A 25,799-nucleotide genomic window follows, 5' to 3' on the forward strand; every position below is an offset into this window, starting at 1 on the left:
GGGCGCCGCCGTTGTCGGCGATGGTGGCGGGGGTGGCGGCGCTTCCGGCGGCGCGTTGAGCGCACTTCTCTTAACCGCCAACCTGTTTGCCGCGTCGTCACGGATGGCGCGCCGTTGCGGGTCCGGGTCGGCGTTGCCGGAAAAGCAGCCGCCCGGCGCGGCGTCGACGACGGCCAGCGCACTCGCGTAGCGTTCGTCGGCGCGTACGCGGTCCCCCGCCGCCGCTGCCCGGTCGCCCTGAGTTTCGCGGACCAGTTCGAGGTTGACCCGCACCGGGCATGAGCGGGCGGTGCCGCTGCGGGCCAGCGCGTCGGCGAAGTGGGCGTCGGCGTCCTCGAGTCGGCCGTCGAGCACGGCGGCGGCGCCCGCGGCGAACGGCGCCTTCGCCGGTTCCACCAGGTTGGCCGCGCCGAGAATCGCTGCGTCGGCTCGCACCGCGCTCCCATCGCCGCGGGCGAACGAGGAGGCGGCCCAATGCCCCACCACGGCAACCGAGATCAGTTTGACGGCGATCAAGAGCGCCAGGACGGTCAGCGGGGCCGAGTAGATGACAAGGCGTCGTCGCAGCCGCAAGCGCGCCGGTCTGCGCGTCATGACACCAAGTCCCGTCGGGCGATCCGGCCGCGCCGGAACTCTCGGACCGAAAGGTAGATCTCGGCGAGCAGCAGCCCCGCCGCCAGCAGCGCGGGCAACCAGTACAGCTCGATCCGGTCGGCCTCGACGCGGCGCGGTGAATCGGGCAGGTCCGGCCGGAAGGGCTGTCCACGATCCCGCTGGACGTAGGGAATGTCGAGTTGTGCTGCCAGCCTGCGCAATTCGGCTTCGTCGATTGCGTCGCTGCGGCCGTATCCCAGCACCGCTCCCCCGCTCACCGTCCCCCGCGTGACGGTGAAGTCGTCCTGCGGCGCCTGGGATCCGGGCGCACCCGAACCGAAGTAGAGCACCACGTTTCGCGACCCCGGATATTGCTGCGTCGCCTGGATCAGTTGGTAGCGCAGCACGTTGTCCGCCGCTCCAGCGTTCGCGTCGCGACCTGCGTTACTCGAACCGAGCGCCGCGACGGTCGGTCGTAGACTCCAAACATCCTCGGACAGCGGCCAATCGAGGGAGGCCTTCGAATCGAAGGTGATCAGCGCGAACCGCGCCGCGGGGTATTGCTTGGTCAATGCCGCGATGTCGTCGCGCATCCCCGCGATCCGCGGTTCGCCGTTGCCGTAGTCCTCGATATTCGAGTCTGCCGACCGATCCACGACGAGGAACACGTTGAGAGCCGCGCCGGCCGCCGGCGTCGCGTCTTGGCGGTTGTCGTTCAGCAGCGCCGGGCGGGTGGTCGCGATGATGAGCAGCAGCACCGCCAGGGTCACGCCCGTCCAGCGCAGCACCGCGCGGCGGCGGCGGCTTCCCGCCGACGCTAGCACCCGCCACAGCGCCACCAGGCGGGCCAGGGCAAGGGCACCGGCGACGACCGCGAGGATCGGCCCGGGCAGCAGGGGTTGAAACGTCATCGGCGCAACACCAACAGAGCCACCGAGAGCACGGCCGCCGACAGCAGCGCGATCGCCAGAGGCACCGCCGGCGCGTCCCGGAAGTCCGCCGTCACCACGGCGCCGTCGGCCGTGCGCGCCGGCGGGGCGTGCGCCCGAATCCCGTTGAGCGCCGTGGTCACCGACGTCGTGCCCGCCGCGGCGTACCCGCCGCCGGTCTGCCGGGTGAGCGCGGCCAGGGAACCGCTCGCCGGCGACGGGGCGGTGTCGATCACATTGATCTGCGCCCCGGTCCGTTGGGCCAGGGCCCGAACGCTGCCATCGGCGAACAGTACGGCGCGCTGCTCCGCCGCGGCACGTAGATCCGACGGTCCAAGGTAGATCACCGAGCGCCGGTGCGTATTGGGATGCTCGGTGGACGGAAATCCTGAGAGGCACAGCGCCAGAACGTCATTCACGCTGGCGGCGTAGTCCGAGTACGGCACCGGCGGGGCGAATGACGGGTGGGCCTGATGGGCGCCGAGGTAGTCGGCGAATTGCGCCGCGGCGTACTGATGGTCGCGGGTCAGTGGCACCACGCGGCGGTTGACCGATGTCAGGCCGATGCGTTGCGCCTGAGGTGACGCCGCGGCCTGGCGCGCGAAGTAGTCGAGCAGTTCGGCGGTGGCCGCATCGGCCACCGGTTGCCCGACGCACACCATGATGTCTTCGGGGTGAGCGGCGTCGAAGTCGTTGCGCGCCACGCTCGGACGGGCCGCGGCCCACGTTGCGGCGCCGAACATGACCGTCAGCACCACCAGGGTCACGATCGTCGAGAGGGACCGCAGCCGAGCGATTTTGGCGTACTCGGGCAACCGGGTCAGCCGTGCGATGTTGGCCAGCGGCCGTAGCCGCCGGCGAGCCGCGGTCATCGGAAGCAGCGCCGCCAGCGCGACCACCGCGGCAACGGTGGCCGCGCCGATGGCCGCTACCGGCCACCACCTCAGGTCCACGACCGGATCAACTCCTGCGCCCGCGCGCTCACGTCGGCGACGTCGACTCGTGACTCGGCGTTGAACTGCGCATCACCGAGCCGGGTCAACAGCGGTGCGGCCCCGGCGAGGTTCGCGTCGGCCATGGCACCGACTTGCAGGTATTGGGCCCGCACCCCGGTCGTCTGATGCAGAAAGCTGCGCACCGTTCGGCTGATCGCGGCGCACGCCGCCGGCGCCGAGATCTGCCCGGCGTCGTGCTCCTCGGCGATGCCCTGTACGCGACGGGCGAACCGGCGGCGGATCACCCGGGCATGCATCCGCCGCACGACGGGGATGCGCCGCAACCGCTGCGACGGCAGCGTCCACACGAAGACACCCGCATACCAACCGATGACGGCGAGGAGCATTAGGACGGCCAGCCACAGCCACCACGGCGAGTAGGGCTGTGGACCGAACAGATGGCGCAGCAGATCATCCGGCACGAGCGGCCACCTCGGTCAGGCGGACGAGTTCGCGCCGAATGTCGTTGCTGCCCGCGACAATTGCGTGCGGGATCGCGTGCGCGGTCAGGAAGGCATCGAGGCGGGCGCGGCGGGCCCGCTCCGCGCGGCGGTAGGCGGCAACGACGCGCGGTCCGAGGTCGGCGCCGTTCAAGACGAAGCGTCCGGTGGCCACGTCATATCCGTCGGTGTCGTCGGGTCCCACGGCGGGCATGTCCGACACCATCGCCCACATGATGTCGTGGCGCCCGGTCAGCCTGGTAAGCATTTCACCGAGTCGGTCGTCGACCTCGGGTTCGTCCGACACCACGATGATCAGCATGGTGTGCCGGTAATGCGTTGCGACGTAATCGAGTTGGGCGGCGATGTCGCTGCGGCCGGGGCCGGCCGTCGTGTGCTGATACCAGCGGTGCAGCAGCCCCTCGATGTGCGACTCGCCGCGCCGCTGCGGGATGTTCACACAGCCGCGGCGGTCACCGTAAACCATGCCGATCTGATCGGATCGCCGTAGGCCGATCAATCCCACCGCGCCCATGATGTGCGCGGCGACATCGCGTTTGCACTCTCCGCTCGGGGCGAGCGCCGACATGTTGCGGCCGGCGTCGGCGACGAGCAGGATCTTGTGGTGCTTTTCGGAGACGAACCGCTTGATGAGCACGCCGCCCGAGCGCGCGGACGCCTTCCAGTCGATGTCGCGGACGTCGTCGCCGGGAACGTATGGGCGCAGGTCGTCGAATTCCATGCTGCGCGTATGCAATAGCGCGTAGCGCCCACCTTCGAGCAGACCGCGGGTGTCGGTGCCGAAGTGGGCTTTCGCCCGGTTGAGGTGTTTGCCCACGATGGCCCTGTGGCCCCTAGGGGACCCGGACGGCCCGCAGCGCGGCGTCGACCACGACCTCGGCGGTGATATCGGCGCTGGCCGCTTCGAATCCGAGGATCAGTCGGTGCCGCAGCACCCGGTGGGCGAGTTTTGCGATGTCCTCGGGCAGCACGTGTGCGCGCCCGGATAGCACGGCCTGCGCGCGGGCCGCCTTGCAGAACGCGATCGTGGCGCGTGGGCTGGCGCCGTATTCGACCAGGCGCGCGATCTGCTTGGGCAACGCACGCTCGGGGTGACGCGTCGCGTCGACAAGCTGGCTGGCGTAGAGCATGAGCGCGCGGTCCATGTGGACGTGGCGCACCACGTCCTGCAGGCGCAGCACGTCGTCGAGGCTGACCACCGGCGGGGCCGGGCGCCCCTTGTCGTAGACGCCGGCGTCGATCCGCATCATGACTTCCACCTCCTCCTGCGGGGAGGGATAGCGCACGATCTCCTTGAGCAGGAAGCGGTCGGTCTGCGCCTCGGAGAGCGGATAGGTGCCCTCCTGGTCGACGGGGTTCTGGGTGGCGATGACCAGAAAGGGATCCGCCAGCGGGTGCACCTGCCCGGCGATCGTGGTCTGCCGCTCCTCCATCGCCTCGAGCATCGCGCTCTGCGTCTTCGCACTGGACCGGTTGATCTCGTCGAGCAGCACGATGTTGGCGTGCACCGGACCGAGCTGGGTGACGAACGAGTTGGTCGCCGAGTCGTAGAGCTGGGTGCCGATGATGTCGCTGGGCAGCAGGTCGGGCGTGCACTGGATACGTTGGAACCGGCCGTGAATCGACTCGGCGAGCACCTTGGCGGCGGTGGTTTTGGCCAGGCCCGGCACGCTTTCGAGCAGGATGTGGCCGCCGGCAAGCAGGCCGATCAGCAGCGACTCGCGTAGTTCGCGCTGCCCGACGATCTTGGCCGCGAAGGCCTGGGAGATGGCGTCGATGGTCCCCAGGACGCCGTCGAGTTCGCGCTGATCCGGTTGCGTTCGAGCTGTAGACATACGCTCGCCAAGATACCCAGGCGCCGGCTTTCCACACGTCGACAGGTCAGGGCCTCTTACAGACCGGGCAAGCAGATGGGGGATCCGTTACAGGTGTTCGCCGGGGACGGGTCCCCCTCCAGAATGTGCGCGCCGACTTGAATGCCCCCCTCGGTCCCCGGATGTCCGAGGCTCCCGCCGTAGTAGTGGTGGCACGTGTTCATGTCCCATACAACGTCCGGCATCGGCAGCGGACTCCCGGGACACCAGATGTAGCTGCACATGGCCAACTGATTACAGATGCCCGTTCCCGGGTCGGCCTGGGCGACACCGGTGCCCAGCCCGAGACTTCCCAGGACCACGGTGCCCGACAGCAGTGCTCCGGTGAGTGTTCGCTTCATGGTGGGTTCTCCTGGTCGCTGTCGTCTGCGTTGTCGTTGCATGGGCAATCGCACCGGCTCGGGTTCGCTACCGATCCCAAATCTTTCGACCCGCGGGCGGACAGGACAGCACTTTCGCCTACGGTTTGTTCCCTTGCCGCTTGGCTTTGGCATCAGCTTCCAGCCGCAGCCGGATTGCCCGCGCCCGCGCCTCGGCGGCCCGAGCTTGGGCCTCGGCGGCTTCGGCTCCCGCCCAGACCTCGGCGGCCCGGGCTCGCGTTTCGGCGGCTTCGGCGCGTGCGCGCGACTCGGCGGCCAGGGCCTCGGCCTCGGCGGCTTCGGCCCGCGCCCGCTCCCGTACCCGGGCCTCGGCAGCCGCGGCCTGCGTCTCGGCGGCTTCGGCGCGCGCCCGCGACTCGGCTACCAGCGCTTCGGCCTCGGCGGCCTTTGCCCGATTTCGCGCTTCGGCCGCCAGGGCCTCGGTTTCGGCGGCTTCGGCCCGCTTGCGCGCCGCCGCGGCCAGCGCTTGCGCTTCCGCGGCTTCGGCTTGCTTGCGCGCCTCGATGGCCGCCGCTTCGGCTTCGGCGGCCTTCGCGCGCGCCAGCTCCCGCGCCCGGGCCTCCGCGATCAGGGCCTGGGTCTCGGTGGCTTCCGCATGCGCCCGGGCCTCGGCGGCCAAGGCTTCCGGTTCGGCGGCTTTGGCCCGTTTGCGGGCTTCGGCGGCCAGCGCGTGCGCTTCGGCGGCCTTCGCCTGCTTGCGGGCCTCGGCGGCCAGCGCGTGGGCCTCGGCGACTTCGGCCCGCTTGCGCGCCTCCGCGGCCAGCGCTTCGGCAGCGATGGCTTCCGCGCGCGCCCGCTCCCGCTGGCGCGCCTCGCCGGCCAGCGCTTCCGCCGCGGCGATCTCGGCCTGCGCCCGCGCCTCGGCGGCCACCGCCTCGGGTTCGGCCGCCAGCGCTTCGGCCGCGGCCGCTTCTTCCTGCGCCCGCGCCTCGGCGGCCAGGGCTTCGGCTTCCGCGGCCAGCGCTTCGGCTTCCGCGGCCAGGGCTTCGGCTGCGGCAGCGTCGGCGCGGGCCCGCGCCTCGGCGGCCACCGCTTCGGCTTCCGCGGCCAGCGCCTGAGCGGCGGCGGCTTCTGCCTGCACCCCTGCCTGGGGTTCTACCTTCTGCCGCGGCGGCGTCTGTGTGAACTGCATCCTGGGCTGGTTCAGTATCGGCTGACGGCTCGGCTTCTGGGCGCCGGCGACCCGCGCCTTTTGCTCGGCCACCCGGTACGGGCCCGCCAGGAAATCGATCAACACCAAGGCCACGCCGGCCAGCAGCACCAGCGGCAATGCCAACGACGGGCGCGTGACCATCCCCCAAATGCCGGCAACCGTCAGCGGCGCCGCGAACAACACCGCGGCCCCCGGATACCGACCGCCTAGTTCGAGGATCGTCGCGGGCACTGCTGAGGCCCGCGCGGCCAACGGGAGCCGATCCGCCTGACTACCGACGACTCTCTGAGATCCCACGATCCCTCTCCTTCACGGAGATGCTGGCACAAAAAGAGTACTGCGCTAACGGTCGCAACGGTGGATCAAATTTTTCGTGTCTCGTCAGCAATGTCGCCACACGGCGGTCGTGAGACCGCGCGTCGTGGGCGGTGACGGCAGTTCGCGGCGATGCCGAGCGTGGGTTTCGCCGTCGAGCGCGTGGATCGAGACCATCCGCGGGTGGCCGATGGGATTCCACAATCCGTCGTGAATTGATTGCCAAGCCTCTACGCTGCCGATAAATCACGCTGCGTCTTCCGGCGAGGAGGTCGAGCGCATGGAGCCGTCGGTGGCGTCAGATTACCCGTGTAGCAGCGGATTCGATTGGGCCAAATTGGTAAAAATGCCGATAGTCAGCGAGGAATGGCACCACGGCCATCAAATCCTGGACTTCTACCCGATGGACAAGGACTATCGAGAATCGCCGACAGCGCGGACGATGGTAGCCGAGCACTTCGGCGATGCCGAAGCTCTCGACACCGATGCGGAATTGCTCAAATACGGCTCTGACCACGTGACGCTGCGAGGCGCATTCTTGGAGATGGGCGTGTGCACCGGAAGAACCATCAACTTCATTGCCGCGCTCACCCCCGGACAGCGCATCTGGGGATTCGATTCGTTCGACGGCCTTCCGGAACGATGGACCCGCACCGATATCACGGTTCCCCAAGGTACTTTCCGGGCCAACGCCGAGGGGTGGATGCCGCCCGTGCTCCATAACGTAGCTCTGGTCAAGGGCATGTTCCACGAAACCCTTCCGGAATTCAAAAAGCGAATTCTGAAAAACACTCCCATCGCTTTCCTGCATATAGATTGCGATATTTACGCATCGACGCAAGAGATTTCAGCCTGTTGGGCGACAATATCGTGTCAGGTACCGTCATCGTGTTTGATGAGTTTTATAACTATCCGGGCGCCCAGGAACATGAGTTCAGGGCATTCCAGGAGTTTCTAGAGCGGACCGGGAAGAAACCGGTCTACCTTGCCGACAACCAATACTTCGAACAAGCGGCTGTCCAGATTGCCTGAACCCGTCGATAACTTCGTCAGCAAGTAACGGACGGCGCCAACCGCTTCGCGAGGTAGGGCGCCGTGCGACTGTGTTTTGCGCGGGCCACCTTCTGCGGCGGCCCCGCCGCGACGACCCGACCGCCGTCGCTGCCGGCCCCCGGCCCCAGGTCGATCACCCAGTCGGCGCCCGCGACCATCCGCATGTCGTGCTCGGCCACCACGACGGTGTTGCCCGCGTCGACCAGGCGGTGCAGCTGACGGTCGAGCAGATCGACGTCGGCGGGATGCAGCCCGGTGGTCGGCTCGTCGAGGACGTAGAGGGTATGCCCTCGGCGAGGTCTCTGCAGTTCGGCGGCGAGCTTGATCCGCTGCGCCTCGCCACCCGAGAGCTCGGTCGCGGGCTGTCCGAGACGCAGGTACCCCAGTCCGACCTCTTGCAGCGTGGTCAAGCTCCGCGCGGCACTGGCGACGTCGGCAAAAAACTTCGCGGCCTGATCGACGGTCATCGCGAGCACGTCGGCGATCGTCCGGTCGCGATAGCGCACCTCGAGTGTCTCGTCGGAGTAACGTGCTCCTTGACACGCCGGGCAGGTGCCGTATGTGCCTGGCAGGAACAACAATTCGACCGAAACGAACCCCTCCCCCTGACAGGTGGGGCAGCGACCTTCAGCCACGTTGAAGGAAAACCTGCCCGCCGTCCAACCGCGGCGACGCGCCTTTGGGGTCGCGGCAAATTCACGGCGCACGGCGTCGAACAAGCCGGTGTAGGTCGCCAGCGTCGAGCGCGGTGTGCGTCCGATCGGGCGCTGGTCCACGGAGACCAGCCGGTTGATCTGCTCGGCGCCTTCTACCGTCACACCGGCACTCGCATCGTGATCGAGATCGACTACGCCGCTGTCGGTTTCGTCGTCATCGGATTCGGCCGGGTCGGCCGCTCGTCCGGTGCCGAGCTGGCTGTGCACGACGTCACCGAGGACCTTGACGACAAGTGTCGACTTGCCTGAACCGGACACTCCGGTGACCGCGGTGTATACGCCGAGCGGCAGGTCCACGTCGAGGTCTCTCAGATTGTGGAAGCAGATTCCGCCCAGCCGCAGCCGCCCGGACGGCGTGCGCGGTTGGCGAGGCGCCGGGCCGGCGTTCTCGAAAAGGTAGTGACGGGTGACCGATTCCTCGACGTCGGCAAGACCCGGCACCGGCCCGCTGTAGAGCACACCCCCGCCCAGCTCGCCGGCCCCCGGGCCCACGTCGACGATCCAGTCGGCACGGCGCACAACATCCATGTCGTGCTCGACCACAAATACCGAATTGCCTGCGCGACGTAGGCGATCGAGCACGTCGAGCAGCGGTTCGGCGTCGGCCGGGTGCAGTCCGGCCGACGGCTCATCGAGCACATAGAGGACGCCGAACAAGCCGGCGCGCAGCTGAGTGGCCAGCCGCAACCGCTGCAGTTCGCCGGGTGACACCGTCGGCGTGCGGCGACTGAGCGTCAGGTAGCCGAGGCCGAGATCCATGAGTACCTGCAGGCGGGCAACGAGGTCGGCGGCGATCATGGTCGCCACTTCGGTCAGCTCACCGGATTGCGTGGACTCGTACGCGGCGGCGGCGTCGGTCCGAGAAGCCGTCGGGCGCAACGTATCAGCGAGGTCGGCCAACGGCATCGCCGTGTAGTCGGCGATGGTGCGCCCGGCGAAAGTCACCCGCAGCGCCTCGGGCCGCAACCCCGAACCGTCGCATACCGGGCACTCGACGGTGTCGACGAATTGCAACACGCGCCGACGCATCATCGCGCTATGGGAGTTGGCCAACGTGTGGCGGACATGACGTTCGGCGCTGGAGAAAGTGCCGTTGTAGTAATAATCGGCCTGCACGGGGTGTTGGCCCGGATCGATTTCGACCGTTGGTTGTTCATCGGTGAACAGAATCCAATTGCGTTGCCGCTTGGGGAGTTTGTGCCATGGCTTGTCGATGTCATACCCCAGCGTGACGAGGATGTCGCGCAGGTTCTGGCCTTGCCACGCGCCGGGCCATGCGGCCACGGCGCCTTCGCGGATGGTCAGCGACGGGTCCGGCACCAGCGTCTGTTCGGTCACCCGATGAATTCGGCCAAGCCCGTGGCATTCCGGGCACGCCCCCACGGCGGTGTTCGGCGAGAACGCATCGGAGTCCAGTCGTTCCGTGGCTCCCCGCGGGTAGGTCCCCGCGCGGGAGAACAGCATCCTCAACAGGTTCGACAGGGTGGTGACGGTGCCGACCGTCGACCGCGACGTCGACGAACCGCGGCGCTGCTGCAGCGCGACGGCGGGGGGTAGCCCGGTGATGTCATCCACCTTCGGCGCGCCGGTGGGCAATAGCAGGCGACGGGCGTACGGGGCGACCGATTCGAAATAGCGGCGCTGGGCTTCGGCATAGATGGTGCCGAAGGCCAACGACGATTTGCCGGATCCGGAGATGCCGGTGAACGCGACGAGCGCGTCGCGCGGCGCCACGAGGTCGACTCCCCGCAGATTGTGGACCCGCGCCCCGTAAACACGCACGCATGGGTCGATTTCGTCGGTACTTCGATCGGACAGTTGCGTCATCTTGCTAGCCGAATACCCGCGATCCGTAGTCACTATTTCACCCGGCCCGCGTCCTCCACCTCGTGGTCGGATTAGGTGAGACCGTTCAGGCTGGCTGCTGTCCTTCTCGTCAGGCTTTGCCTACGGGCTCGGCAGTGACGGCCTCGGTTCTTAAACCTGCGTTGCGGCGCGGGCCGTTACCGCTTTAGTTGATCCGCAAGGCGACACCGATCTCGGTGACCTCGACATCGACGCAGGATAGATCGGCCACGACGATGTCGGCGTCTGTCAGTTGGGTCGCGTGGTGAGTGGTCGTGACGGCGAGCACTTGGGCCCCCGCTGCCCGCCCAGCGCCGACGCCCGCGGGCGCATCCTCCACGACGACGCATTCCCGGGCGTCGAGGCCCAGCGCGGCGGCCGCTTTAAGGTAGCTCTCGGGATTCGGTTTGCCGTCCGATACATCCTCTGCACCGATCAGCAATTTCGGAGCGGGGAGCCGCGCTGCCGCCAGTCGGGCAGCCATCAACGAGCGCGGCCCCGAAGTCACTGCAGCCCAGTGACTATGCGGCAGGGCATCAAGCAATCGGCGTGCTCCCGGTAGCGCCAGGACACCATCGAGATCAGCCTGCTCTTGCAGAGCGAGTAGCCGGGCTGTCGCTGCGAGTCGGTCGTGCGGTACGACGAATTGCGCGACGGTGTCCTCGGTCCGCCTGCCATGACAGACCTTGAGTACCTCTTCATAGTCGACGCCGTATTCCTCGGCCCACGTCCCCCAGGACCGTTCGACTGTGGCGGTTGAGTCAACCAGGGTGCCATCGATGTCGAACAAGATTCTTCTGCCGTGCAGCACCGCCATAGGCAGCACCCTAGTAGGGTCAGGGTCCAAGCATCGGGAGGGTGTGTCGCTGCCCACATTCATTCTCCGGAATGCGCTGGCTCACATGACACTTCGTTTCAACCATTGCATCCCAGGGCCTAGTACTCGGCGACGCAAGGTACCCGGGCACGCGCGAGGTTTGCCGTCAACGAGGGTGCTCGACGTTGGACAGGCCGCGGCGGACGAAGCACTTGGGTCGCCGGCGATGAGAACCGCACGTCAAACGGCTTTCGCTAAAGCGGCATGCGCAAAGAATGCGGCTCACCATTAGGCCGGCTTTCTTTGCCCTACGCGTGTTTAGCACTGCTGTAAAGCCGAATCGGGTCAGCTTTTAGCTAAATACCTTCAATTTGCGTTGTACTGATACAAGGCGTTGAATTAGTTGCTTTGGCCTCCGCCTGCCGCTACCCGACGATGCCGCGTCAGGCGTTTGAAGCATGCGTGACGAAAGGATTGTTGGTGTCAACAGCCACCAAACGTGCTCAATACGAGTTCATTCACGACACTTTACAGCACGGAACCACGGCCCTGAACTTCACTTTGTCAGTGCTGGAAAGAAGTTACAAATCCCATTTTCCAGATTATTCCGGCGACGTGCGTTCAACCCTGGAGGACGCACGTAAGTATTTACTGGCAGCCGCTAACGGGTGTGAACTCTATCAAGCAGCCGAAGAGGTGCACGAACGATTCTTCGCATCGGAGGGAGACGGCTCCTGGTTCAGCGAGGGCTACTCGGCGTATAAGTCACAGCGTAAGCCGGTGCAGGACTTCAACAATTTCGCAGACGCCATCAACGGCAGCACAGTACTCGATTTCGGCAGCGGCCGCGGTCATTTAGCTGCGCTGATCGCGCGCGCCGGCTTCGACTGCTACACCACCGACGTGCTGGACTACCGCGGCGCTGAGGCCGCACATCTGCCGTTTCGGCAGATGGCTTCGCCCGTTGACGTCCCCTATGCGGACGACGCGTTCGACAGTGCGATCGTCAAAACCGTCCTTCATCATGTTGATGAACCCGACTTGATTCCATTGCTGACAAATTTGCGGCGTGTGGCACGGCGGTTGATTATCGAGGAAGACACGTATGCTGTTCCCGCAGCGCCCCCAGGGGTCGCAGCGGAGCAGATCGAGCTAACCGAATTTAATAAGCTGGATGTACGCGATCAATTTCAGACGCTCGTGCTTATCGATTTCTTTGGTAACGCTGTCGCCCAAGGGCTTGTCGATATGAATTTCGGTTGCCAGTTCAAACGGGTGAGCGAGTGGCAATCAATATTCAATAGCCTGGGCCTCCGGGTCGTCGATACCGACGTCGTGGGCTTCCGCCCCGGCAACATTCACAAAGCCTGTCAAGTTCGCTTCGTTGTTGATCGCGACGAGTTCTAAGGAACAGACCATTTAGCCGGCCGTTCATGCCCACGGTGATCGCGCAATGTGGACCCGGCGCACTCGGTACGGACTCGGTCCCGCCGCTGCAGGACAGGCACGACCTGGTCGATGAACGTCGTAACCTTCTGCGACAGCGTCGATCCCACGCTCGCGAACTCGTCGGCCGCGCCTGCGTCCTGCCACGCGACGACATGATCGGCGAGCTGCTCCGGCGTGCCGATGAATGCGTCCGCCGGCCGGTGATGATGTGCCAGCCATCTGCCTACGCCATACAACGCATTGCGGTGGGGCGGGCGGGCCTCGAACCCGCGACCGACGGATTATGAGTCTCTTTTCGCTGCGCTCGCGGTTAGGCGAGACCGTCAGTGGCGATCCCTAGAAGTGCCTTGGCCATCCGGTCAGCGGCACGCTCATGCCGTTCGCGCGCCTCGCGCTTTACGTGGGCGGCTGCGCCACCGTGGAAGCGGCACATCGTCGCGCCGCGAATGGCGTTGACCCCCGGATTCGGCAGTATGTCGAGGTCGCGGCAGCGGAACCAGCGTGGTTTCGGCGCGACCATTCGGTGTGGAAAACTTCAGCGCGATCAGAGGAGAGGCGCGTGACGACCACCCATCCCGAACGGCTACCGCTGCTGACCCGGCGCGACCGCATCATGATCACCCTCACCGTGATCGCGTCCATGGCAGCCGGGGTTCTCAACTTTACCCACGCCAATGCATTGCTGGCGTTCACCATCTCCGCACTCGCGTTGGCCACACTGGCATCTCTGGTCGGCCGTTCGGTGGAGGCGGTCGGAGACCGGCTCGGGCCCAACGCCACTGGGATATTGCAGACGGCGCTGGGAAACCTGCCCGAGTTGTTCGTCATCCTGTTCGCGCTCAAGGCAGGTCTTTACGGCGTGGTGAAGGCCACCATCGTCGGCTCGATTCTCTCCAACGCCCTGCTGGTGCTCGGGCTGGCATTCGTGGCCGGCGGGATCAGGCACGGCCGTCAGCGCTTCGCCGCCGACGACGGACGCACGCTCGGACTGATGTTCACCCTCGCGGTGTTCATCCTGGCCGTCCCCTCGTTGACCGCTGCGATACACACCCCGGCGCAACACCACGAAAGGGCGGTGTCGGTCGTCGTCTCCATCGTCATGCTCGCGCTTTTCGCACTCTCGCTGCCCGCCACGCTCGGAAAGCGGGCCGCCGATTCGGCGCTGCAAGCTGGTGATAAACCCTCGAGAGCGACCTCTCCCATAGTGGCCAGCCCCGATTCGGCCGAAGCTGCCAGCGCCGCGACGGCACACGGCGAGTGGCCGTTGGCGATGGCCATCGGCGTGCTGGCCCTCGCCGGTATCGGTGCGGCCTTCGTGTCGGAATGGTTCGTCGCCGCCCTAGAGCCAGCGATGCATACAGTGGGCATCAACGAGGTGTTCGCCGGTCTGGTGATCGTGGCCATTGCCGGCAACGCGGTGGAGAATTTTGTCGGCATTCAGCTGGCGGCCAAGAACCAGATGGACTACGCGGTTCAGGTGGTCCTCCAGTCGCCCGTCCAGATCGCACTCACCATCGCCCCCATCGTCTGCCTGGCGGCGGTATGGCTCGGCCAGCCCGGTTTCGATCTGGTGTTTTCGCCACTGCTGTTGGCGTCGATGATCATGTCGGCGCTGGTCGCGGTGCTGGTGACCTTCGACGGCGAGTCGACCTGGTTCGAGGGAGCAGTGCTCATCGCGCTCTACGTGGCGATCGCCACGTCGTTCTGGTGGGGATGAGCGGCTCTCACGGTCTCCGCGAATCCCGAAACGCTTTGGGCCGGAACACGTCTCCTACCCGTTGAGGATTGCGCTGTTGAAGGGGAGCCCACGTCGCCGCGTGCACCTTCTGGGACGCTCTTAACCCACAGATCGCGGACCAAAGCCAACACTTGATGGCCAACGTACGTTGGTCTACAGTTGTTGACATGGCGATACGAGGTGGCACACGACCCATACATTCACAGGTTCAGCGCCCAACGGCGGTGGTGACCGGAACCTCCTCCGGCATCGGCAGGGCGTGCGCCCTGCGACTGGCTGCGCACGGGTACTGTGTCTTCGCCGGCGTGCGGCGCAGGCAAGATGGGCATGCCTTGGTCCAGGAAGCCAGCCGTACTGACGGGCAACTGGTGCCCGTGCTCATCGACGTCACCGACGAGACCTCCATCGGCGCCGCCGTCGCCGAAGTAGCCGTTTCGGTGGGCGACTACGGGATCGCCGCGTTAGTGAATAACGCCGGGATCGGGATGACGTGGCCGATGGAAGCAATCCCGCTGGACGATCTACGGCGTATCTATGAAGTGAATGTTTTCGGGCAAGTCGCGGTCACTCAGGCGTTTCTCCCACTACTGCGCGCTGGTGCAGGACGGATCGTCAACATCGGATCGATCGGTGATCGGCTCAGCCTGCCATTCGGCGCGCCGTTGGCGTCGTCAAAGTGGGCCTTCGCCTCGATCACCGAGTCCCTGCGGATGGAATTGCGCCCCTGGGGAATTCACGTCGTCCTCATCGAACCGGCGTCGATTCACACCGACGCGGTGACAAAAGTCGAGGAAGACGCCAAGCGAGTGATGTCCAAGATGAGCTTGGCGCATCTAGAACTGTATGGCGATACCTACCAAGCCATGACCGATCGCGCGCTTGCACGCGAGAGATCGGGCAGCGATCCCGATGTCGTCGCCCGCGCCGTGCTGCGTGCGTTAGGAAAAAAGCGTCCACGCACCCGTTACGTGGTTGGTAAGGATGGGCGGCTGCTGGCCTTGTTGGCCGGCTGGGCTCCCGACCGGCTCTTCGACGCTATGCGCATTCGCCTATTCGGCTTGCCGACGAAGTTCGGCGCGGCCGCCCAGCCAGTACTAGGAGCTGCACAATGAATTTAACCAACCAGGAGGCTATCGCCGAGCTCGACGCGGATTTCGCCAAGATGGCCGTCGAGGTGGGGCAGCACGCATGGGGCTTGTCGGAATTGACGATGCGTGAGAAAGCTTTTGTATTTCTCGCTGCAGACTTGTGTGGGCACTGTCTCGGGTTCCCGCTGCAGACCCATGTGCAAATGGCGCTGTCACAGGGCGTCAGCTTGGCAGCCCTGCGGGAGGCCGTCCGTCATCTGGCTCCTTACGCGGGTTATCCCACAGCGGCTGAGGCCTTGATGACGCTGGCTGAAGTAGAAGGTTCCCACGAGGCTGTAACCGATCCGCCGACACCGAACTCGCCGGTCGATTTCGACGAAACCGCCGCCGCACAGCTAGCCCACCTCGACGACCGCTTCGCGGCCTTCTACAGCAAGCAGTTCGAGGCACGTTGGGGGCGTTCCGAACTATCCGTTCGCGAACGGGCGCTCGCGACCATTGCGACCGACGTGCTCAATGGCACGCTTGATGACTCCCTGCGGCTGCACGTAGGGCTCGCGCTGAACAACGGCGCCACCGAAGAGCAGGTTCGCGCTGTCATCTTGCAGGTGGCTGAGTTCGGCATCGCGAAGGCATGGCGGGCCTTCAGGTCGTTGCATGGGATCCTCAACGCGCACAGCGGCATAGCCGCCAGTTCGAGCGGCGCATAGGGACCGCCGGGGGCGGACCCGACGTCCACTGCTCGGTCGGCGCCGTTCCACGGATCGATGAGTGCCAACGATGTTGGCCTACACTTGTTCGCATGGCGTTCACTCAGCGATCCGAAAAGACCAGAAACGCGATACTTACTGCAGCACGGCAAATGCTGGCTAGTCGCGGTTACGAGGCCACTACGATTCGGGCCGTCGCCGCCGCGGCCGGCATCGATCCGTCGATGGTTATGCGGTACTACGGGAACAAGGAAGGTTTGTTCGCCGCTGCGGTAGACGTCGATTTGCACCTGCCCGACGCCGCGGCACTGCCGCGGGAGCAGGTGGGAAAACTTCTTGCTCACCATGTCATCTCGCGCTGGGAAGGCGCGCTATCTGATGAGTTCATCACCTTGCTGCTCCGCTCCGCTGGAACGAATAGCGCCGCGGCAGAGCAGTTCCGGTTGATTTTTGAGCAGCAGCTGCTCACATTCGTCCAGGGCTTGGTCGGCCGGGGGCGTCAGGCTCGTCGGCGCGCGGCGATGGTGAGCACGCAGGTGTTGGGCGTGGCGTACTGCCGCTACATCCTCGAGTTGCCGGCGGTGACCGAGTTGGATGGCGAGACGCTCGCTTCCACACTGGGGCCCGTGCTTCAGCACTATCTCGTCGGCGACCTCGACGCGCCGGTGACCGGCGGCGAAGTTAAAAAGACCAAAACGCAGACAGCTCGTCGCACGCGGTGATGACCGCTGTTCACGATGAGGCACACGGCCGACCCTTGAAATACCAACGGACGTTGGCCTACAGTTGTAGGCATTAATTGCATTGATGGACGGAAGCTTTCATGAGATTCGGCGTAGAACTGCCCACCTGTACCGCAGGGATGATGCATCCGGTGCCATTCGCCACAGCCAAAGATGTGATCGATATCGCGATGGAAGCCGAACAGCTGGGCTACCACGACGCCGGCGGCAACGACCACTTGAGCACCATGGCTTTCGTTCGCAGGGCGTGGCCGCACCCCCCGGATTACTTCGAACCGCTGATGACGCTCGCCAACATCGCTGCGAGAACCTCGACGCTGCGTTTGACGACCGGAATCATGGTGCTCCCCTTGCGGGATCCGGTGCTGTTGGCCAAACAAGTGGCTACGCTGGACCAACTCAGCCAAGGCCGGGTGACTTTGGGAGTCGCGGTGGGCGGTTACCGCGATGAGTTCGAGGCGGTGCGCCCAGATGCCGCTAACGCCAACCGCGCCGATCTCACCCGAGAGATAATCGAATCGATACGCGAACTGTGGGAGCGGCCACGCGTCAGCTACCGCGGGAAGTACGTGCATTTCGAAGACGTCGAAAGCTATCCCAAACCGGTTCAGAACCCGTTGCCCATCTATTCCGGCGGCAATGCCGAAGGATCGTTGCGCCGCGCAGCAGAGCTGTGTCAGGGGTGGCTGCCCGCGAAGATCGGCCCCGGCAAGATTGCCGAGGGCCGAGCCAAGATCACTCGATACGCCGAATCCGTCGACCGTCCTTCCGACACGATCATCACGGCACTGCAGTCGGTGGTATGTATCGGCAACACGGAGGAAGAGGCGCGAGACAAGTTCTTCAACTCGTCATTCGACGTCTTCCGAAAGTCGTTGTCGTCCACCATGACCAGGGGAGTCGATATCGACGATTATCTCGAGATGAATCTGGTGGGATCGATAGATCAGGTGATCGAAAAGGTCGACGCATACCGGTCAGCCGGCCTCGACCACCTGACCGCACTGTTATTCGTTGCCAACACCGTCGACGAACTGCGCGATCAGATGCGCACCTTGGCGCGACATGTGCTGCCGATCTTTTCCGAAACACGGTGACGCCGAGCACGGCATCCACCGCGGCGCCGTGCCGCTTGCGTGCGGCTAGGCTTCTAACCGCTGATGGCCCAGGGGCGGACGCGCCGGAAGAAGTCCGGGAATCAGGACGGCCGCGGCAACGCAGTGCAGGACACTGAGTGCGATCTGGCTGGATGCATCACCGCGAACAGCGAACAGCGGAACAATCGACATGGCCAGCACAATGATGCCCAGTGATGTCCAGATTGTCCGCGCCGACGCTGTGAAGCGATCCAGCAGAGTCGCAACACCCCAGCCGGCAAGCCCAACCAAGATCGTTGCCGCAATCGTCTGTACCAACGTCACTTGTCCAGTGCCCAGCGGTGTTTCAGCGATGTAGTCCACTCCGGCAACCCGGCCGACCAGCCAGGCGGCTGCGGTCAGCGCCGCCGCGACCAGCACCGTGACCGACCTGCGCAGACGTCGACCGAATCCGCCGCCGGGAGTTGCAGCGTTTCGCCACATACCGTTCCTTTCAACATGGACGTTCGGCGACGCGGCGCCGCCGAAAGAGATAAGGCAAATGACGACCAGGAATGGCAGATGTTTCATCCTTCAGGTGCCGCACACGGATACAGCGGCTAGGGTCGCAGCGCTGAGAGCCGTGGCTCATCCTCACCGTGAAAGCCAACCGTCCGAAGCTAGCGGTGGTGCAGCGCCTTGCAGCGGAGTCGTGTCAACGTAGATCAGTTCGTATGTGCGCGAGGTGAACCGCCAGCCCTCTCGTGTTCGGCCATAACGATCGTGGTACACGCCATAGTTGGAGTGCGAACCCCCACCAATAAGCCGGCCGAACTCTGCAACGTAGGCCCGTCCGGTGGCCTCATCGCCATCGAGGGTGATCGGGCCTGAGTGCACCGTTTGGACGAAGAACTCAAACAGGCTCTGCCCGCGTTCGACCGCGGCCCGTATCTCGCACATACCAACGAACAATGCGTTGATGTGCGGCATTCGCCAAGCACCGTCGGACGTGAACAACGAGGCGAAACGGTCATAGTCACGAGCCACCCCTGCGTCGGTGAAATCACTTCGCAACGCCTCTCGATTTCGAGACGATCAGAGATCATCTGCAGGTTAGTCATCGGTGCCGTTCGCTCGCATCGTCATCGCGGAAGCAGCGCTTTGCGGAAAATCGATCATAGTGACAACAAGCGTAGGCCAACATGCGTTGTCTTTTCAAGGCTCCCGTGGGCAAGTCATCGGTCAACGCGACCGGACCACCCCTCGAACGCCGCGGCTTCGTTACTGGCCTGATTTGGTGAGCGACCCTCGACGTCGACACTTATCGCTCATCGCTGTCAAACGGATCGCCGCCACGCTCGCCGACGCATAGCTGTCAACCATCAGCCGAAACGCCATCAGGCATCACCCGAAGATGAAACCTCAGATTGCACCCGACGAACGAAGGCGCTCCATTTCGGCCGCGTCGTAGCCCGCCAGGGCGCCGAGTAACTCTTCCGTATGCTGCCCAACGCGCGGCGCCGCTGGCGGTGCAAATCGTTCATCGGGTTTGGTCTTGATGCACGTCCCAATCAATCGCTGCGACGTCCCGTCCGGCTGAGCCTGCTCGTAGACGAGTCGGCGAGCCTTCGCGTGGTCGTCGTCGAACAGGTCTGCTCCCAAAAACGCTGGTGCCCCTGCGATGTCAGTCGCGATGAAGAAGTCGGTCCATTCCCTGCGTGTGCGGGACTTGAATATTGCCGTCAGTTCGTCGCGCAGCCGGGCCCCTGCCTCGACATCCTCCCCCGGCTTCCGGCGCCCCGGTTCATAGAGATCCATCCTGTCGAGTGACTCGCAGAATCTGCGCCAGAACTTGTCCTCCAGGGCGTTGAACACCACGTAGTTGCCGTCGCTCGTGGCGTAGTACTGGTAGCGAAGCGAAGCTCGGATTCCCTCACCGTAGGCCGGTTGACCGTTCGCCAGCGCTGTGAGGTGTTGAAAGTTCCAATTGATCGCCGCATCGACCTGCGCTACTTCGACGTACTGCGGCTTGCCGTCGCGCCGGGCGGCATGCAACGCGGCGAGTACGCCCATCGCTGCGTACAGCGGTCCCGCCAGAACTCCCGTCGTCCCTGTCGCCGCCCCCGAAAGGCGTGGCGTTCCATCCGCATCGATGATCGGCGGACTCAACCCCGCGAAACAGTCGAAGGACAGCCCGTGGGTGGCTAACCGGGTATAGGGCCCGAAGCTGCCCATTCCGTTGAGAACGCAGTACACAACCGACGGGTTGACGGCGACGATGTCGTCGTAGCCGAAGCCGAGCCGGTGCGCGGTTCCGTACCGAAGCCCGTCGATCACCACCGCCGATGTCGCGGCCAGGCGGCGAAACGCCTCTTGACCCTCAGGCGTTTTCAGGTTTATCGCCACACTCTTTTTGCCGCGATTCCAATGCGAGTCCTGCAACTCGCCGCCGGAAACCACCGCGCCGCGGAAACCACCGCCGCCAGGCGGCTCCACCTTGATCACCTCTGCGCCGAGGTCAGCCAGATGCCCGCCCAGCGCATCCGCGGAGAACAGTGACACTTCAAGGACACGGACGTCTTTGAGAAATTCCAATACGCGACCTTTCAGAATGCGGTGCGGCTACATCATGGTGATCGATTTCAGCTCGGTGTATTCCTCGAAGCCCCAGCGACCCTGCTCGCGGCCGAGCCCACTTTGTTTGAAGCCGCCGAACGGCCCCCCGCCGTTGAACATGCCACGCGCCGGTAGAGACCAGCCGGGGCCCTGCCCTCCCCCCGGATTGGCTCCCAGGTCGGCGCCGGGCGCCACAGTCTGCACCATGATGGTGCCGGTTCTGACCTGCCTCGCGACGTTGAAACCCCTTGCGGCGTTGCGAGTCATCACCAGGCCTGCCAGACCGTAGATGGAGTCGTTCGCGATGCGGATGGCTTCGTCTTCGGAGCGATAGGTCATCACCGCCAGCACAGGCCCGAACACCTCCTCCTGGCATAGGCGCATGTCGCTGCGGCAGTCGACAAATGCCGTCGGTTCGTAGTAGAAGCCGCGTTCGAGATGTTCGGGACGTTTGCCGCCGACCACCAGCCGCGCGCCGTCTTGTAAGCCCGCCTGAACGAAGGATTCAACTCGCTGACGCTGCTGATCCCTGATCAGCGGACCGACGACAGTTGCGGGATCACGCGGATCGCCGACGGTAATCATCGGAGCCATCGCTTTGAGGCCCTCGACATACGCTTCGAGCAGGTGCTCGGGCAACAGAAGTCGCGACGTGACGGTGCATGCCTGTCCGGCATGCATCAGCACCTGACCGAATCCTATTCCCGCAACGTCACTTTCGGTGACATCGCTGAGAACGAGGTGCGCACTCTTGCCGCCCAGCTCCAGCTGTGCGCGTTTCATCGTTGCCGCCGATAGTTCGCGGATGCGCCGACCGGTCGCCGTCGAACCGGTGAACCCGATCATGTCAACGCCTCGGTGCGTGCACAGCTCCTCTCCCACGTCGGCACCGCCCACGACCACGTTGAACGCCCCGGGCGGGAGGCCCGCTTCCTCGCCAACCTTGGCCAGCTCCAGGGCGTTCATCGGAGTCCATGGGTGTGGCTTGAGTACCACAGTGCAGCCGACAGCCAAGGCAGCCAGGCACTTCTGAATGTTGATCGAGAAAGGAAAGTTGAACGGCGTGATGACTCCGACCACCCCGACCGGTTCGCGGACCACTGTCACGCCGCCCAGGCCGGTCGGCGAAACCACGGGGCCGCCCGGTGTCTCCACCCACGTCACATCATGTTCGACGAACTCGCCGTAGTAGTGGGCCGCCTCGATGGCACCGCCAACCTGAATCAGGTCCGTGATGAAGCCGGTCGAGCCGATCTCGGCGACGATCAGCTCCCGAAGCTCCGCTTTGCGCTCGTCGAGGATCTCAGCGAACCGCTTGATGATCTTTGCCCGTTCCCGGACGGACATCCATGGCCATGGCCCTTCGTCGAAAGCCCGCCTGGCAGCCTCGATCGCCATGGCCGCCTGCTTTTGTCCACCCTCGACGACTCGTCCGATCAACTCCTCGGTGGCCGGATCGATGACGTCGATGGTGCCGAGGGCATTGTCGCTCAACCACTTACCGTCGATGAAGCTCTGGTACTCCCGCATCAAACGAATCCGTCGGCCAGTGAAAGGGATTGACTACGCCAGCGCCGGATACGGGGCGGGCTCAAAGTCGAAAACCCGTCGGGCATTGCCCTGCAGCACCTTGTACTTGTCGAGGTCGGACCGACCGTCGAGTGCCTTGTGAGCGGCCTGAAGGGAGTTGGGCCAAAGGCTGTCGGTGTGCGGATAGTCCGTTTCGATCATCACATTGTCGACGCCGATGAAGTCGAGATTGGCCGCCCCGAAGTCGTCCTCGATGAAACAGCCGTACATGTGGTCGCGGAAGAGCTGGCGCGGAGCCTTCGGGAAAATTTCAGGATCGGTTGGCACCGGGGTCAAGCGCATCGTGGCGGGGTCAACCGCCCAGTTGTTGGCGCGCAGGTATTGGTAGTCGGCGGCGACATGTTCAGCACGCTCGATGAGGTAAGGGATCCAGCCGATGCCGCCCTCGGCCAGCACGATCTTCAGATCGGGGTATTTCTGCAGCTTGCCCGAGAACAACCAGTCCGTGGTTGAGTTCGCCAGATTGAGATTGATGTTGACCGCCTGAACCCCGAAAGGTGCGTCAGGCGACGTAGTGGGACTAACCGACGACGAGCCGATGTGTGTGCACAGCGGCATCTTCGTTTCGTTCACCACCGCGAAGAAATCATCCCAGACTCCCGAGTGGATGGACGGAAATCCCAGCGGGTGCAAGTTCTCCGAGAAGGCAATGGCTTTCGCGCCCTTGCCGGCGCACCGCAGCGTCTCCTCGACGGCAAGTCGGGTATCCCACAACGGGACGATGACCATTGGGATGTAGCGACCAGGCGCCGCCGCGCACCACTCATCGATGACGAAGTCGTTATAGGCCCGCACGCACTTGAGAGCAAGGTCGCGGTCACCGAGGTGTGCGAACATCTGACCACAGAACCGTGGGAAGAACGGAAAGTTCAGTCCCGCGATCACATGGTCCTCGTCCATGTCAGGGATGCGGGCGACCGGGTCGAAGTAGGCACGAGGCATCTCGTCGTAATTCACTGGCAGCGGCGAGTATTCGGGCGGCCGCTGGTGAGCCGCGACCAGGATGCCCATCACCGACGCACGCGCTTGGTCGTATATCCACGTATCGACGCCGTCGATGCGCTCCACGTGTGGCACTCGATCGCGGTCGGCGGCCGATGCGCGGTCGACCCATAGGTTCGGGGGCTCGATGATGTGGTCATCGACGGAGATCATCCACTGAAGATCTTGCTTGTCCACGGGTTCCTCCCTGATGTCGCTATTACGTTGGCTGCGAGACGGATCGGCGGTCGCATGCCGCCTCTCACCGGCCGATGCGGGCGCCCGGCGTGAAGACGACGGGCAGGGCGCGGTAGCCCCGGGTGACCGAGTTCCCGTGAAAATCAACTTTTGCCCTAGGGGGGATGGCGTAGTCGGGTATCCGATTCAGGGTCTGTTCGACGCCCACCCGAAACTCGAGCCGGGCGAGATTGGAGCCCAGACAGCGATGGACGCCGGCTCCGAACCCGAGGTGGCGGTTTGTTTGCCGGTCGAGAATGCACTTGTTCGGCTCGTCGAACTCGCGCGCGTCGCGGTTGGCGGCCGCATAGTTCACGACGACCGTCTCACCGGGACAGAACTTGTGGTCGCTTAGTTCAACCTCTTCCGCGACTGAGCGATGCAGTCCGTGGACCGAACCGGCGAACCGGATGAATTCCTCTATCGCCGCGGGCATCAACCCGGCTTCGCGTACAAGTCGGTCGCGATCTTCGGGATGGGTGCCAAGATAGAAGAAGGCGAATGACATTGCGCTAGAGGTTGTTTCGAGCCCGGCTTGCACCAGCAGCATCACATTCGCGACAACGTCGTCGAAGCTCAATTTCTCGCCGTCGATCTCGGCGGCGAGTAGAACGTCGATCAGGTCGTCACGCGGCGGTTCACCACGACGCTTGTCGATCTCGTCGCGTACGCGGAGGTAGAGATTTGTCATCGAACCGTTTCGGATGTCTTCGCTCTCCCCATTGATCGCGAGGTCGGCTGTCTCGATGTAGAGCGGCACGTCCTCAACGGGCATGCCGAGTACGTACCGGAAGAACACGATCCCGGGTTGCTGCCATGCAACGTCTGCGAGATCGCCGCTGCCCAGCTCGATAAAATTGTCGATCAACCCATCGGTGACCGCGCGCACCTGGGGTTCCAGCTCCTTCATCCGGCCCGGAGAGAAATACGGATTGAGAACCTTGCGAAGCTGTTGCTGCCGTGGGGGATCCAAGGTGATCACGATGTCGCCGAACGACATCGGGTTGCCCTCGAGTCCCATGGGCTTGCTGGAGAAGCTGCGCCAGTTCCGCAAAATCTCGTAGCAGTCGTCGTAGCGAGTGGCGATCCACGCGCCCCCCGGCGTGGGGCCCAGGAATGGCACGTCCTGGTGACTGAACGGTCCGTTCTCCCGCATCACCGAGTAGACCTCGTAGAGGAATTCTTGATCGTTGAAATCCTCGTGACGAAGGTCGAGGTTCCGGGCGTGTTCCTCCGGTGATTTGCTCACCATGGGTAGTCCTTTCCGCCCCTGCCGACCTCGAGACACCGCCAGCGGTCAGCCCGGCCAGACAGCCACCACCGAGGGGCCGACCACAGTCCAGGCACGCCGCAGTCGTACCGCCGTCCACGTGCCATCTGCGCCGGCCCTCTGATTTCTCGCACACGCCGAAATTTGCTTTCGCAGCACAGTAAATCGTCGAATGCACGGAGTCAAGTCGCACTCGATAACTATCTGACAGCGCTTCGAATCGACGCGCCCGCGCAGTGTGCGCGAACGGGCGGCACGCGTGCAGGCTTCCGCTCAGCCGACGGGTGCTCGCTAAAGTATGTGTGATGACCACAGGCGCGCGGCGGCGAGTTCGCGACAAGGACGGCAAACAACGAGCCCTCCTTGAAGCGGCCGCTGAGGTGTTTGCCGAAGCGGGATACGCGGCCGCGGCGACGAAGGAGATCGCCCGTCGCGCGGACTGCTCGGAGGCGATGCTATTTCACTACTTCGGGGACAAGCGAGGCATCTTCGAGCAAGTCGTTTCTCGACAGATCGCGGACCTGGTCAGTGAGGCAGAAGAGCAAGTCGTGGCGGACCTGCCTACGCGTTTCGAGGACTATATCGAGCGGCTTTTCTTTGCGAGATTGAGGATCGATGACCGGGACAGCGGCGTTCCCGGCTGGGACATTTCCGGTCGGGCGTTGTCAGATCCAGACTTCTCGCTGCGGGTGCTGCAACCCAATCACGCACGCCGTACGGCCGTTATCGCCGAAGGCGTTCGCCACTACCAGGCCGCGGGGCAGATCCGGGCCGACGTCGACGCCGACCTGTTCGCCGAGCTGCTGGCCAATTTCATCATCTTCACGACGAGCCTCGGACCACGCTGGTTTGGTACGGCTGAGTCGGACATCCGCGCGCAGATCGAACTGGGTTCGCAAATCCTCGCCAAAGGGGTAAGCACGTCGACTACGAAGCCGCCCGCCAAACGCAGCGGGCGGGGCGAACGGGCCCCCAAGGTGCGTGCGGCCGACTGAAAGCTTAACGACTCAACCGCGGCCAGCGTTATCGAGTCACACTTGACACGTCAGCTTTCGCGTCGCTAGCGTCGTTGCAACCAAGCCGCAGCCATGCGGATGCAGAACACTCTGCTCGATCGGCACGAGCGTGAGGACAGGAAGTGGCGTGTGTGCACTCATCGGGGTGGGTAA

General features: G+C 64.4%; 25 protein-coding genes. 9 read left to right on the forward strand and 16 right to left on the reverse strand.

The window, feature by feature from the left end; genetic code table 11:
• The 8 genes from A5622_RS20140 to A5622_RS20175 form a co-directional block, all read right to left on the reverse strand.
• Positions 1-594, reverse strand: a 594-nt coding sequence (locus tag A5622_RS20140; RefSeq protein WP_197508052.1) for a hypothetical protein, incomplete at its 3' end; no start/stop codon positions are given.
• The gene (locus tag A5622_RS20145; protein ID WP_066880798.1) at positions 591-1,505 is read right to left on the reverse strand and encodes a vWA domain-containing protein; all 915 of its coding nucleotides are present in this window, start codon (positions 1,503-1,505) and stop codon (positions 591-593) included. The genes A5622_RS20140 and A5622_RS20145, both read right to left, overlap by 4 nt.
• Positions 1,502-2,476, reverse strand: a complete 975-nt coding sequence (locus A5622_RS20150) for a hypothetical protein (RefSeq protein WP_066869025.1) — start codon at positions 2,474-2,476, stop codon at positions 1,502-1,504. Before A5622_RS20150 ends, A5622_RS20145 begins: the two co-directional genes overlap by 4 nt.
• A complete protein-coding gene (locus A5622_RS20155) occupies positions 2,467-2,940 on the reverse strand; it encodes a hypothetical protein (RefSeq protein WP_066869022.1) in 474 nt (157 codons plus the stop codon). The genes A5622_RS20150 and A5622_RS20155 overlap by 10 nt, the downstream gene beginning before the upstream one ends.
• A complete protein-coding gene (locus A5622_RS20160) occupies positions 2,930-3,796 on the reverse strand; it encodes a DUF58 domain-containing protein (RefSeq protein ID WP_066869019.1) in 867 nt (288 codons plus the stop codon). Before A5622_RS20160 ends, A5622_RS20155 begins: the two co-directional genes overlap by 11 nt.
• Positions 3,797-3,812: 16 nt before the next feature.
• A complete protein-coding gene (locus tag A5622_RS20165; protein ID WP_066869016.1) occupies positions 3,813-4,814 on the reverse strand; it encodes a MoxR family ATPase in 1,002 nt (333 codons plus the stop codon).
• Between the two features lie 56 nt (positions 4,815-4,870).
• Entirely contained in the window at positions 4,871-5,194 is a 324-nt protein-coding gene (locus tag A5622_RS20170) for a hypothetical protein (RefSeq protein WP_066869013.1), read from the reverse strand.
• Positions 5,195-5,312: 118 nt separating this feature from the next.
• The gene (locus A5622_RS20175; RefSeq protein ID WP_156749077.1) at positions 5,313-6,683 is read right to left on the reverse strand and encodes a hypothetical protein; all 1,371 of its coding nucleotides are present in this window, start codon (positions 6,681-6,683) and stop codon (positions 5,313-5,315) included.
• 298 nt (positions 6,684-6,981) lie between these two features.
• Between A5622_RS20175 and A5622_RS20180 the strand changes: the two genes are divergently transcribed.
• Positions 6,982-7,659, forward strand: coding sequence for a TylF/MycF/NovP-related O-methyltransferase (locus A5622_RS20180; RefSeq protein WP_156753025.1), 678 nt, complete (start codon positions 6,982-6,984; stop codon positions 7,657-7,659).
• A 91-nt stretch (positions 7,660-7,750) separates the two neighbouring features.
• On the opposite strand, the gene A5622_RS20185 is transcribed toward A5622_RS20180, so the two are convergent.
• Positions 7,751-10,297, reverse strand: coding sequence for an excinuclease ABC subunit UvrA (locus A5622_RS20185; protein ID WP_066880802.1), 2,547 nt, complete (start codon positions 10,295-10,297; stop codon positions 7,751-7,753).
• A gap of 184 nt (positions 10,298-10,481) precedes the next feature.
• Positions 10,482-11,132 carry an HAD-IA family hydrolase gene (locus A5622_RS20190; protein WP_066880804.1) on the reverse strand — a complete coding sequence of 217 codons (651 nt, stop codon included), beginning with the start codon at positions 11,130-11,132 and terminating at the stop codon, positions 10,482-10,484.
• A 480-nt stretch (positions 11,133-11,612) separates the two neighbouring features.
• Between A5622_RS20190 and A5622_RS20195 the strand changes: the two genes are divergently transcribed.
• From A5622_RS20195 to A5622_RS20225, 7 genes are all read left to right on the forward strand, one after another.
• A complete protein-coding gene (locus tag A5622_RS20195; RefSeq protein ID WP_197508053.1) occupies positions 11,613-12,539 on the forward strand; it encodes a bifunctional 2-polyprenyl-6-hydroxyphenol methylase/3-demethylubiquinol 3-O-methyltransferase UbiG in 927 nt (308 codons plus the stop codon).
• A gap of 26 nt (positions 12,540-12,565) precedes the next feature.
• The gene (locus A5622_RS20200; RefSeq protein ID WP_066880807.1) at positions 12,566-12,868 is read left to right on the forward strand and encodes a hypothetical protein; all 303 of its coding nucleotides are present in this window, start codon (positions 12,566-12,568) and stop codon (positions 12,866-12,868) included.
• A gap of 86 nt (positions 12,869-12,954) precedes the next feature.
• Positions 12,955-14,298: a calcium/proton exchanger gene (cax, locus tag A5622_RS20205; protein ID WP_232003010.1), complete on the forward strand. Its 1,344-nt coding sequence runs from the start codon at positions 12,955-12,957 to the stop codon at positions 14,296-14,298.
• Positions 14,299-14,486: 188 nt separating this feature from the next.
• Positions 14,487-15,431 carry an SDR family oxidoreductase gene (locus A5622_RS20210; protein ID WP_066880809.1) on the forward strand — a complete coding sequence of 315 codons (945 nt, stop codon included), beginning with the start codon at positions 14,487-14,489 and terminating at the stop codon, positions 15,429-15,431.
• On the forward strand, positions 15,428-16,117 hold the full coding sequence (locus A5622_RS20215; protein WP_066880810.1) for a carboxymuconolactone decarboxylase family protein: 690 nt from the start codon (positions 15,428-15,430) through the stop codon (positions 16,115-16,117). Before A5622_RS20210 ends, A5622_RS20215 begins: the two co-directional genes overlap by 4 nt.
• Positions 16,118-16,209: 92 nt before the next feature.
• Positions 16,210-16,839: a TetR family transcriptional regulator gene (locus A5622_RS20220; RefSeq protein ID WP_066880812.1), complete on the forward strand. Its 630-nt coding sequence runs from the start codon at positions 16,210-16,212 to the stop codon at positions 16,837-16,839.
• A 101-nt stretch (positions 16,840-16,940) separates the two neighbouring features.
• The gene (locus A5622_RS20225) at positions 16,941-17,957 is read left to right on the forward strand and encodes an LLM class flavin-dependent oxidoreductase (RefSeq protein ID WP_066868980.1); all 1,017 of its coding nucleotides are present in this window, start codon (positions 16,941-16,943) and stop codon (positions 17,955-17,957) included.
• Positions 17,958-18,002: 45 nt separating this feature from the next.
• Here A5622_RS20225 and A5622_RS20230 read toward each other — a convergent pair whose 3' ends face one another.
• The 6 genes from A5622_RS20230 to A5622_RS20250 form a co-directional block, all read right to left on the reverse strand.
• Positions 18,003-18,527 carry a DUF6069 family protein gene (locus tag A5622_RS20230; protein WP_156753027.1) on the reverse strand — a complete coding sequence of 175 codons (525 nt, stop codon included), beginning with the start codon at positions 18,525-18,527 and terminating at the stop codon, positions 18,003-18,005.
• Between the two features lie 63 nt (positions 18,528-18,590).
• On the reverse strand, positions 18,591-18,983 hold the full coding sequence (locus tag A5622_RS28505; RefSeq protein ID WP_255361712.1) for a nuclear transport factor 2 family protein: 393 nt from the start codon (positions 18,981-18,983) through the stop codon (positions 18,591-18,593).
• Between the two features lie 375 nt (positions 18,984-19,358).
• Entirely contained in the window at positions 19,359-20,531 is a 1,173-nt protein-coding gene (locus tag A5622_RS20235; protein WP_066880815.1) for a CaiB/BaiF CoA-transferase family protein, read from the reverse strand.
• 27 nt (positions 20,532-20,558) lie between these two features.
• A complete protein-coding gene (locus tag A5622_RS20240; protein ID WP_066880817.1) occupies positions 20,559-22,082 on the reverse strand; it encodes an aldehyde dehydrogenase family protein in 1,524 nt (507 codons plus the stop codon).
• Between the two features lie 33 nt (positions 22,083-22,115).
• Positions 22,116-23,321, reverse strand: coding sequence for an amidohydrolase family protein (locus A5622_RS20245; RefSeq protein ID WP_082994643.1), 1,206 nt, complete (start codon positions 23,319-23,321; stop codon positions 22,116-22,118).
• A 64-nt stretch (positions 23,322-23,385) separates the two neighbouring features.
• The gene (locus A5622_RS20250; RefSeq protein WP_197498204.1) at positions 23,386-24,612 is read right to left on the reverse strand and encodes a cytochrome P450; all 1,227 of its coding nucleotides are present in this window, start codon (positions 24,610-24,612) and stop codon (positions 23,386-23,388) included.
• 323 nt (positions 24,613-24,935) lie between these two features.
• Between A5622_RS20250 and A5622_RS20255 the strand changes: the two genes are divergently transcribed.
• On the forward strand, positions 24,936-25,625 hold the full coding sequence (locus A5622_RS20255; protein ID WP_066880819.1) for a TetR/AcrR family transcriptional regulator: 690 nt from the start codon (positions 24,936-24,938) through the stop codon (positions 25,623-25,625).
• The last annotated feature ends 174 nt before the right edge of the window (positions 25,626-25,799 follow it).

This window comes from Mycobacterium sp. 1245801.1 (assembly GCF_001673055.1).
Lineage (GTDB): Bacteria > Actinomycetota > Actinomycetes > Mycobacteriales > Mycobacteriaceae > Mycobacterium > Mycobacterium europaeum_A.

Excerpts from the sequence above, each read along its gene's own strand:
- A5622_RS20145 (WP_066880798.1), bottom strand. The coding sequence starts at position 1,505 with ATGACGTTTCAACCCCTGCTGCCCGGGCCGATCCTCGCGGTCGTCGCC.
- A5622_RS20165 (WP_066869016.1), bottom strand. The coding sequence starts at position 4,814 with ATGTCTACAGCTCGAACGCAACCGGATCAGCGCGAACTCGACGGCGTC.
- A5622_RS20170 (WP_066869013.1), bottom strand. The coding sequence starts at position 5,194 with ATGAAGCGAACACTCACCGGAGCACTGCTGTCGGGCACCGTGGTCCTG.
- A5622_RS20180 (WP_156753025.1), top strand. The coding sequence starts at position 6,982 with ATGGAGCCGTCGGTGGCGTCAGATTACCCGTGTAGCAGCGGATTCGAT.
- A5622_RS20185 (WP_066880802.1), bottom strand. The coding sequence starts at position 10,297 with ATGACGCAACTGTCCGATCGAAGTACCGACGAAATCGACCCATGCGTG.
- A5622_RS20190 (WP_066880804.1), bottom strand. The coding sequence starts at position 11,132 with ATGGCGGTGCTGCACGGCAGAAGAATCTTGTTCGACATCGATGGCACC.
- A5622_RS20200 (WP_066880807.1), top strand. The coding sequence starts at position 12,566 with ATGCCCACGGTGATCGCGCAATGTGGACCCGGCGCACTCGGTACGGAC.
- cax (WP_232003010.1), top strand. The coding sequence starts at position 12,955 with ATGCCGTTCGCGCGCCTCGCGCTTTACGTGGGCGGCTGCGCCACCGTG.
- A5622_RS20210 (WP_066880809.1), top strand. The coding sequence starts at position 14,487 with ATGGCGATACGAGGTGGCACACGACCCATACATTCACAGGTTCAGCGC.
- A5622_RS20215 (WP_066880810.1), top strand. The coding sequence starts at position 15,428 with ATGAATTTAACCAACCAGGAGGCTATCGCCGAGCTCGACGCGGATTTC.
- A5622_RS20220 (WP_066880812.1), top strand. The coding sequence starts at position 16,210 with ATGGCGTTCACTCAGCGATCCGAAAAGACCAGAAACGCGATACTTACT.
- A5622_RS20225 (WP_066868980.1), top strand. The coding sequence starts at position 16,941 with ATGAGATTCGGCGTAGAACTGCCCACCTGTACCGCAGGGATGATGCAT.
- A5622_RS20230 (WP_156753027.1), bottom strand. The coding sequence starts at position 18,527 with ATGAAACATCTGCCATTCCTGGTCGTCATTTGCCTTATCTCTTTCGGC.
- A5622_RS20240 (WP_066880817.1), bottom strand. The coding sequence starts at position 22,082 with ATGCGGGAGTACCAGAGCTTCATCGACGGTAAGTGGTTGAGCGACAAT.
- A5622_RS20250 (WP_197498204.1), bottom strand. The coding sequence starts at position 24,612 with ATGGTGAGCAAATCACCGGAGGAACACGCCCGGAACCTCGACCTTCGT.
- A5622_RS20255 (WP_066880819.1), top strand. The coding sequence starts at position 24,936 with ATGACCACAGGCGCGCGGCGGCGAGTTCGCGACAAGGACGGCAAACAA.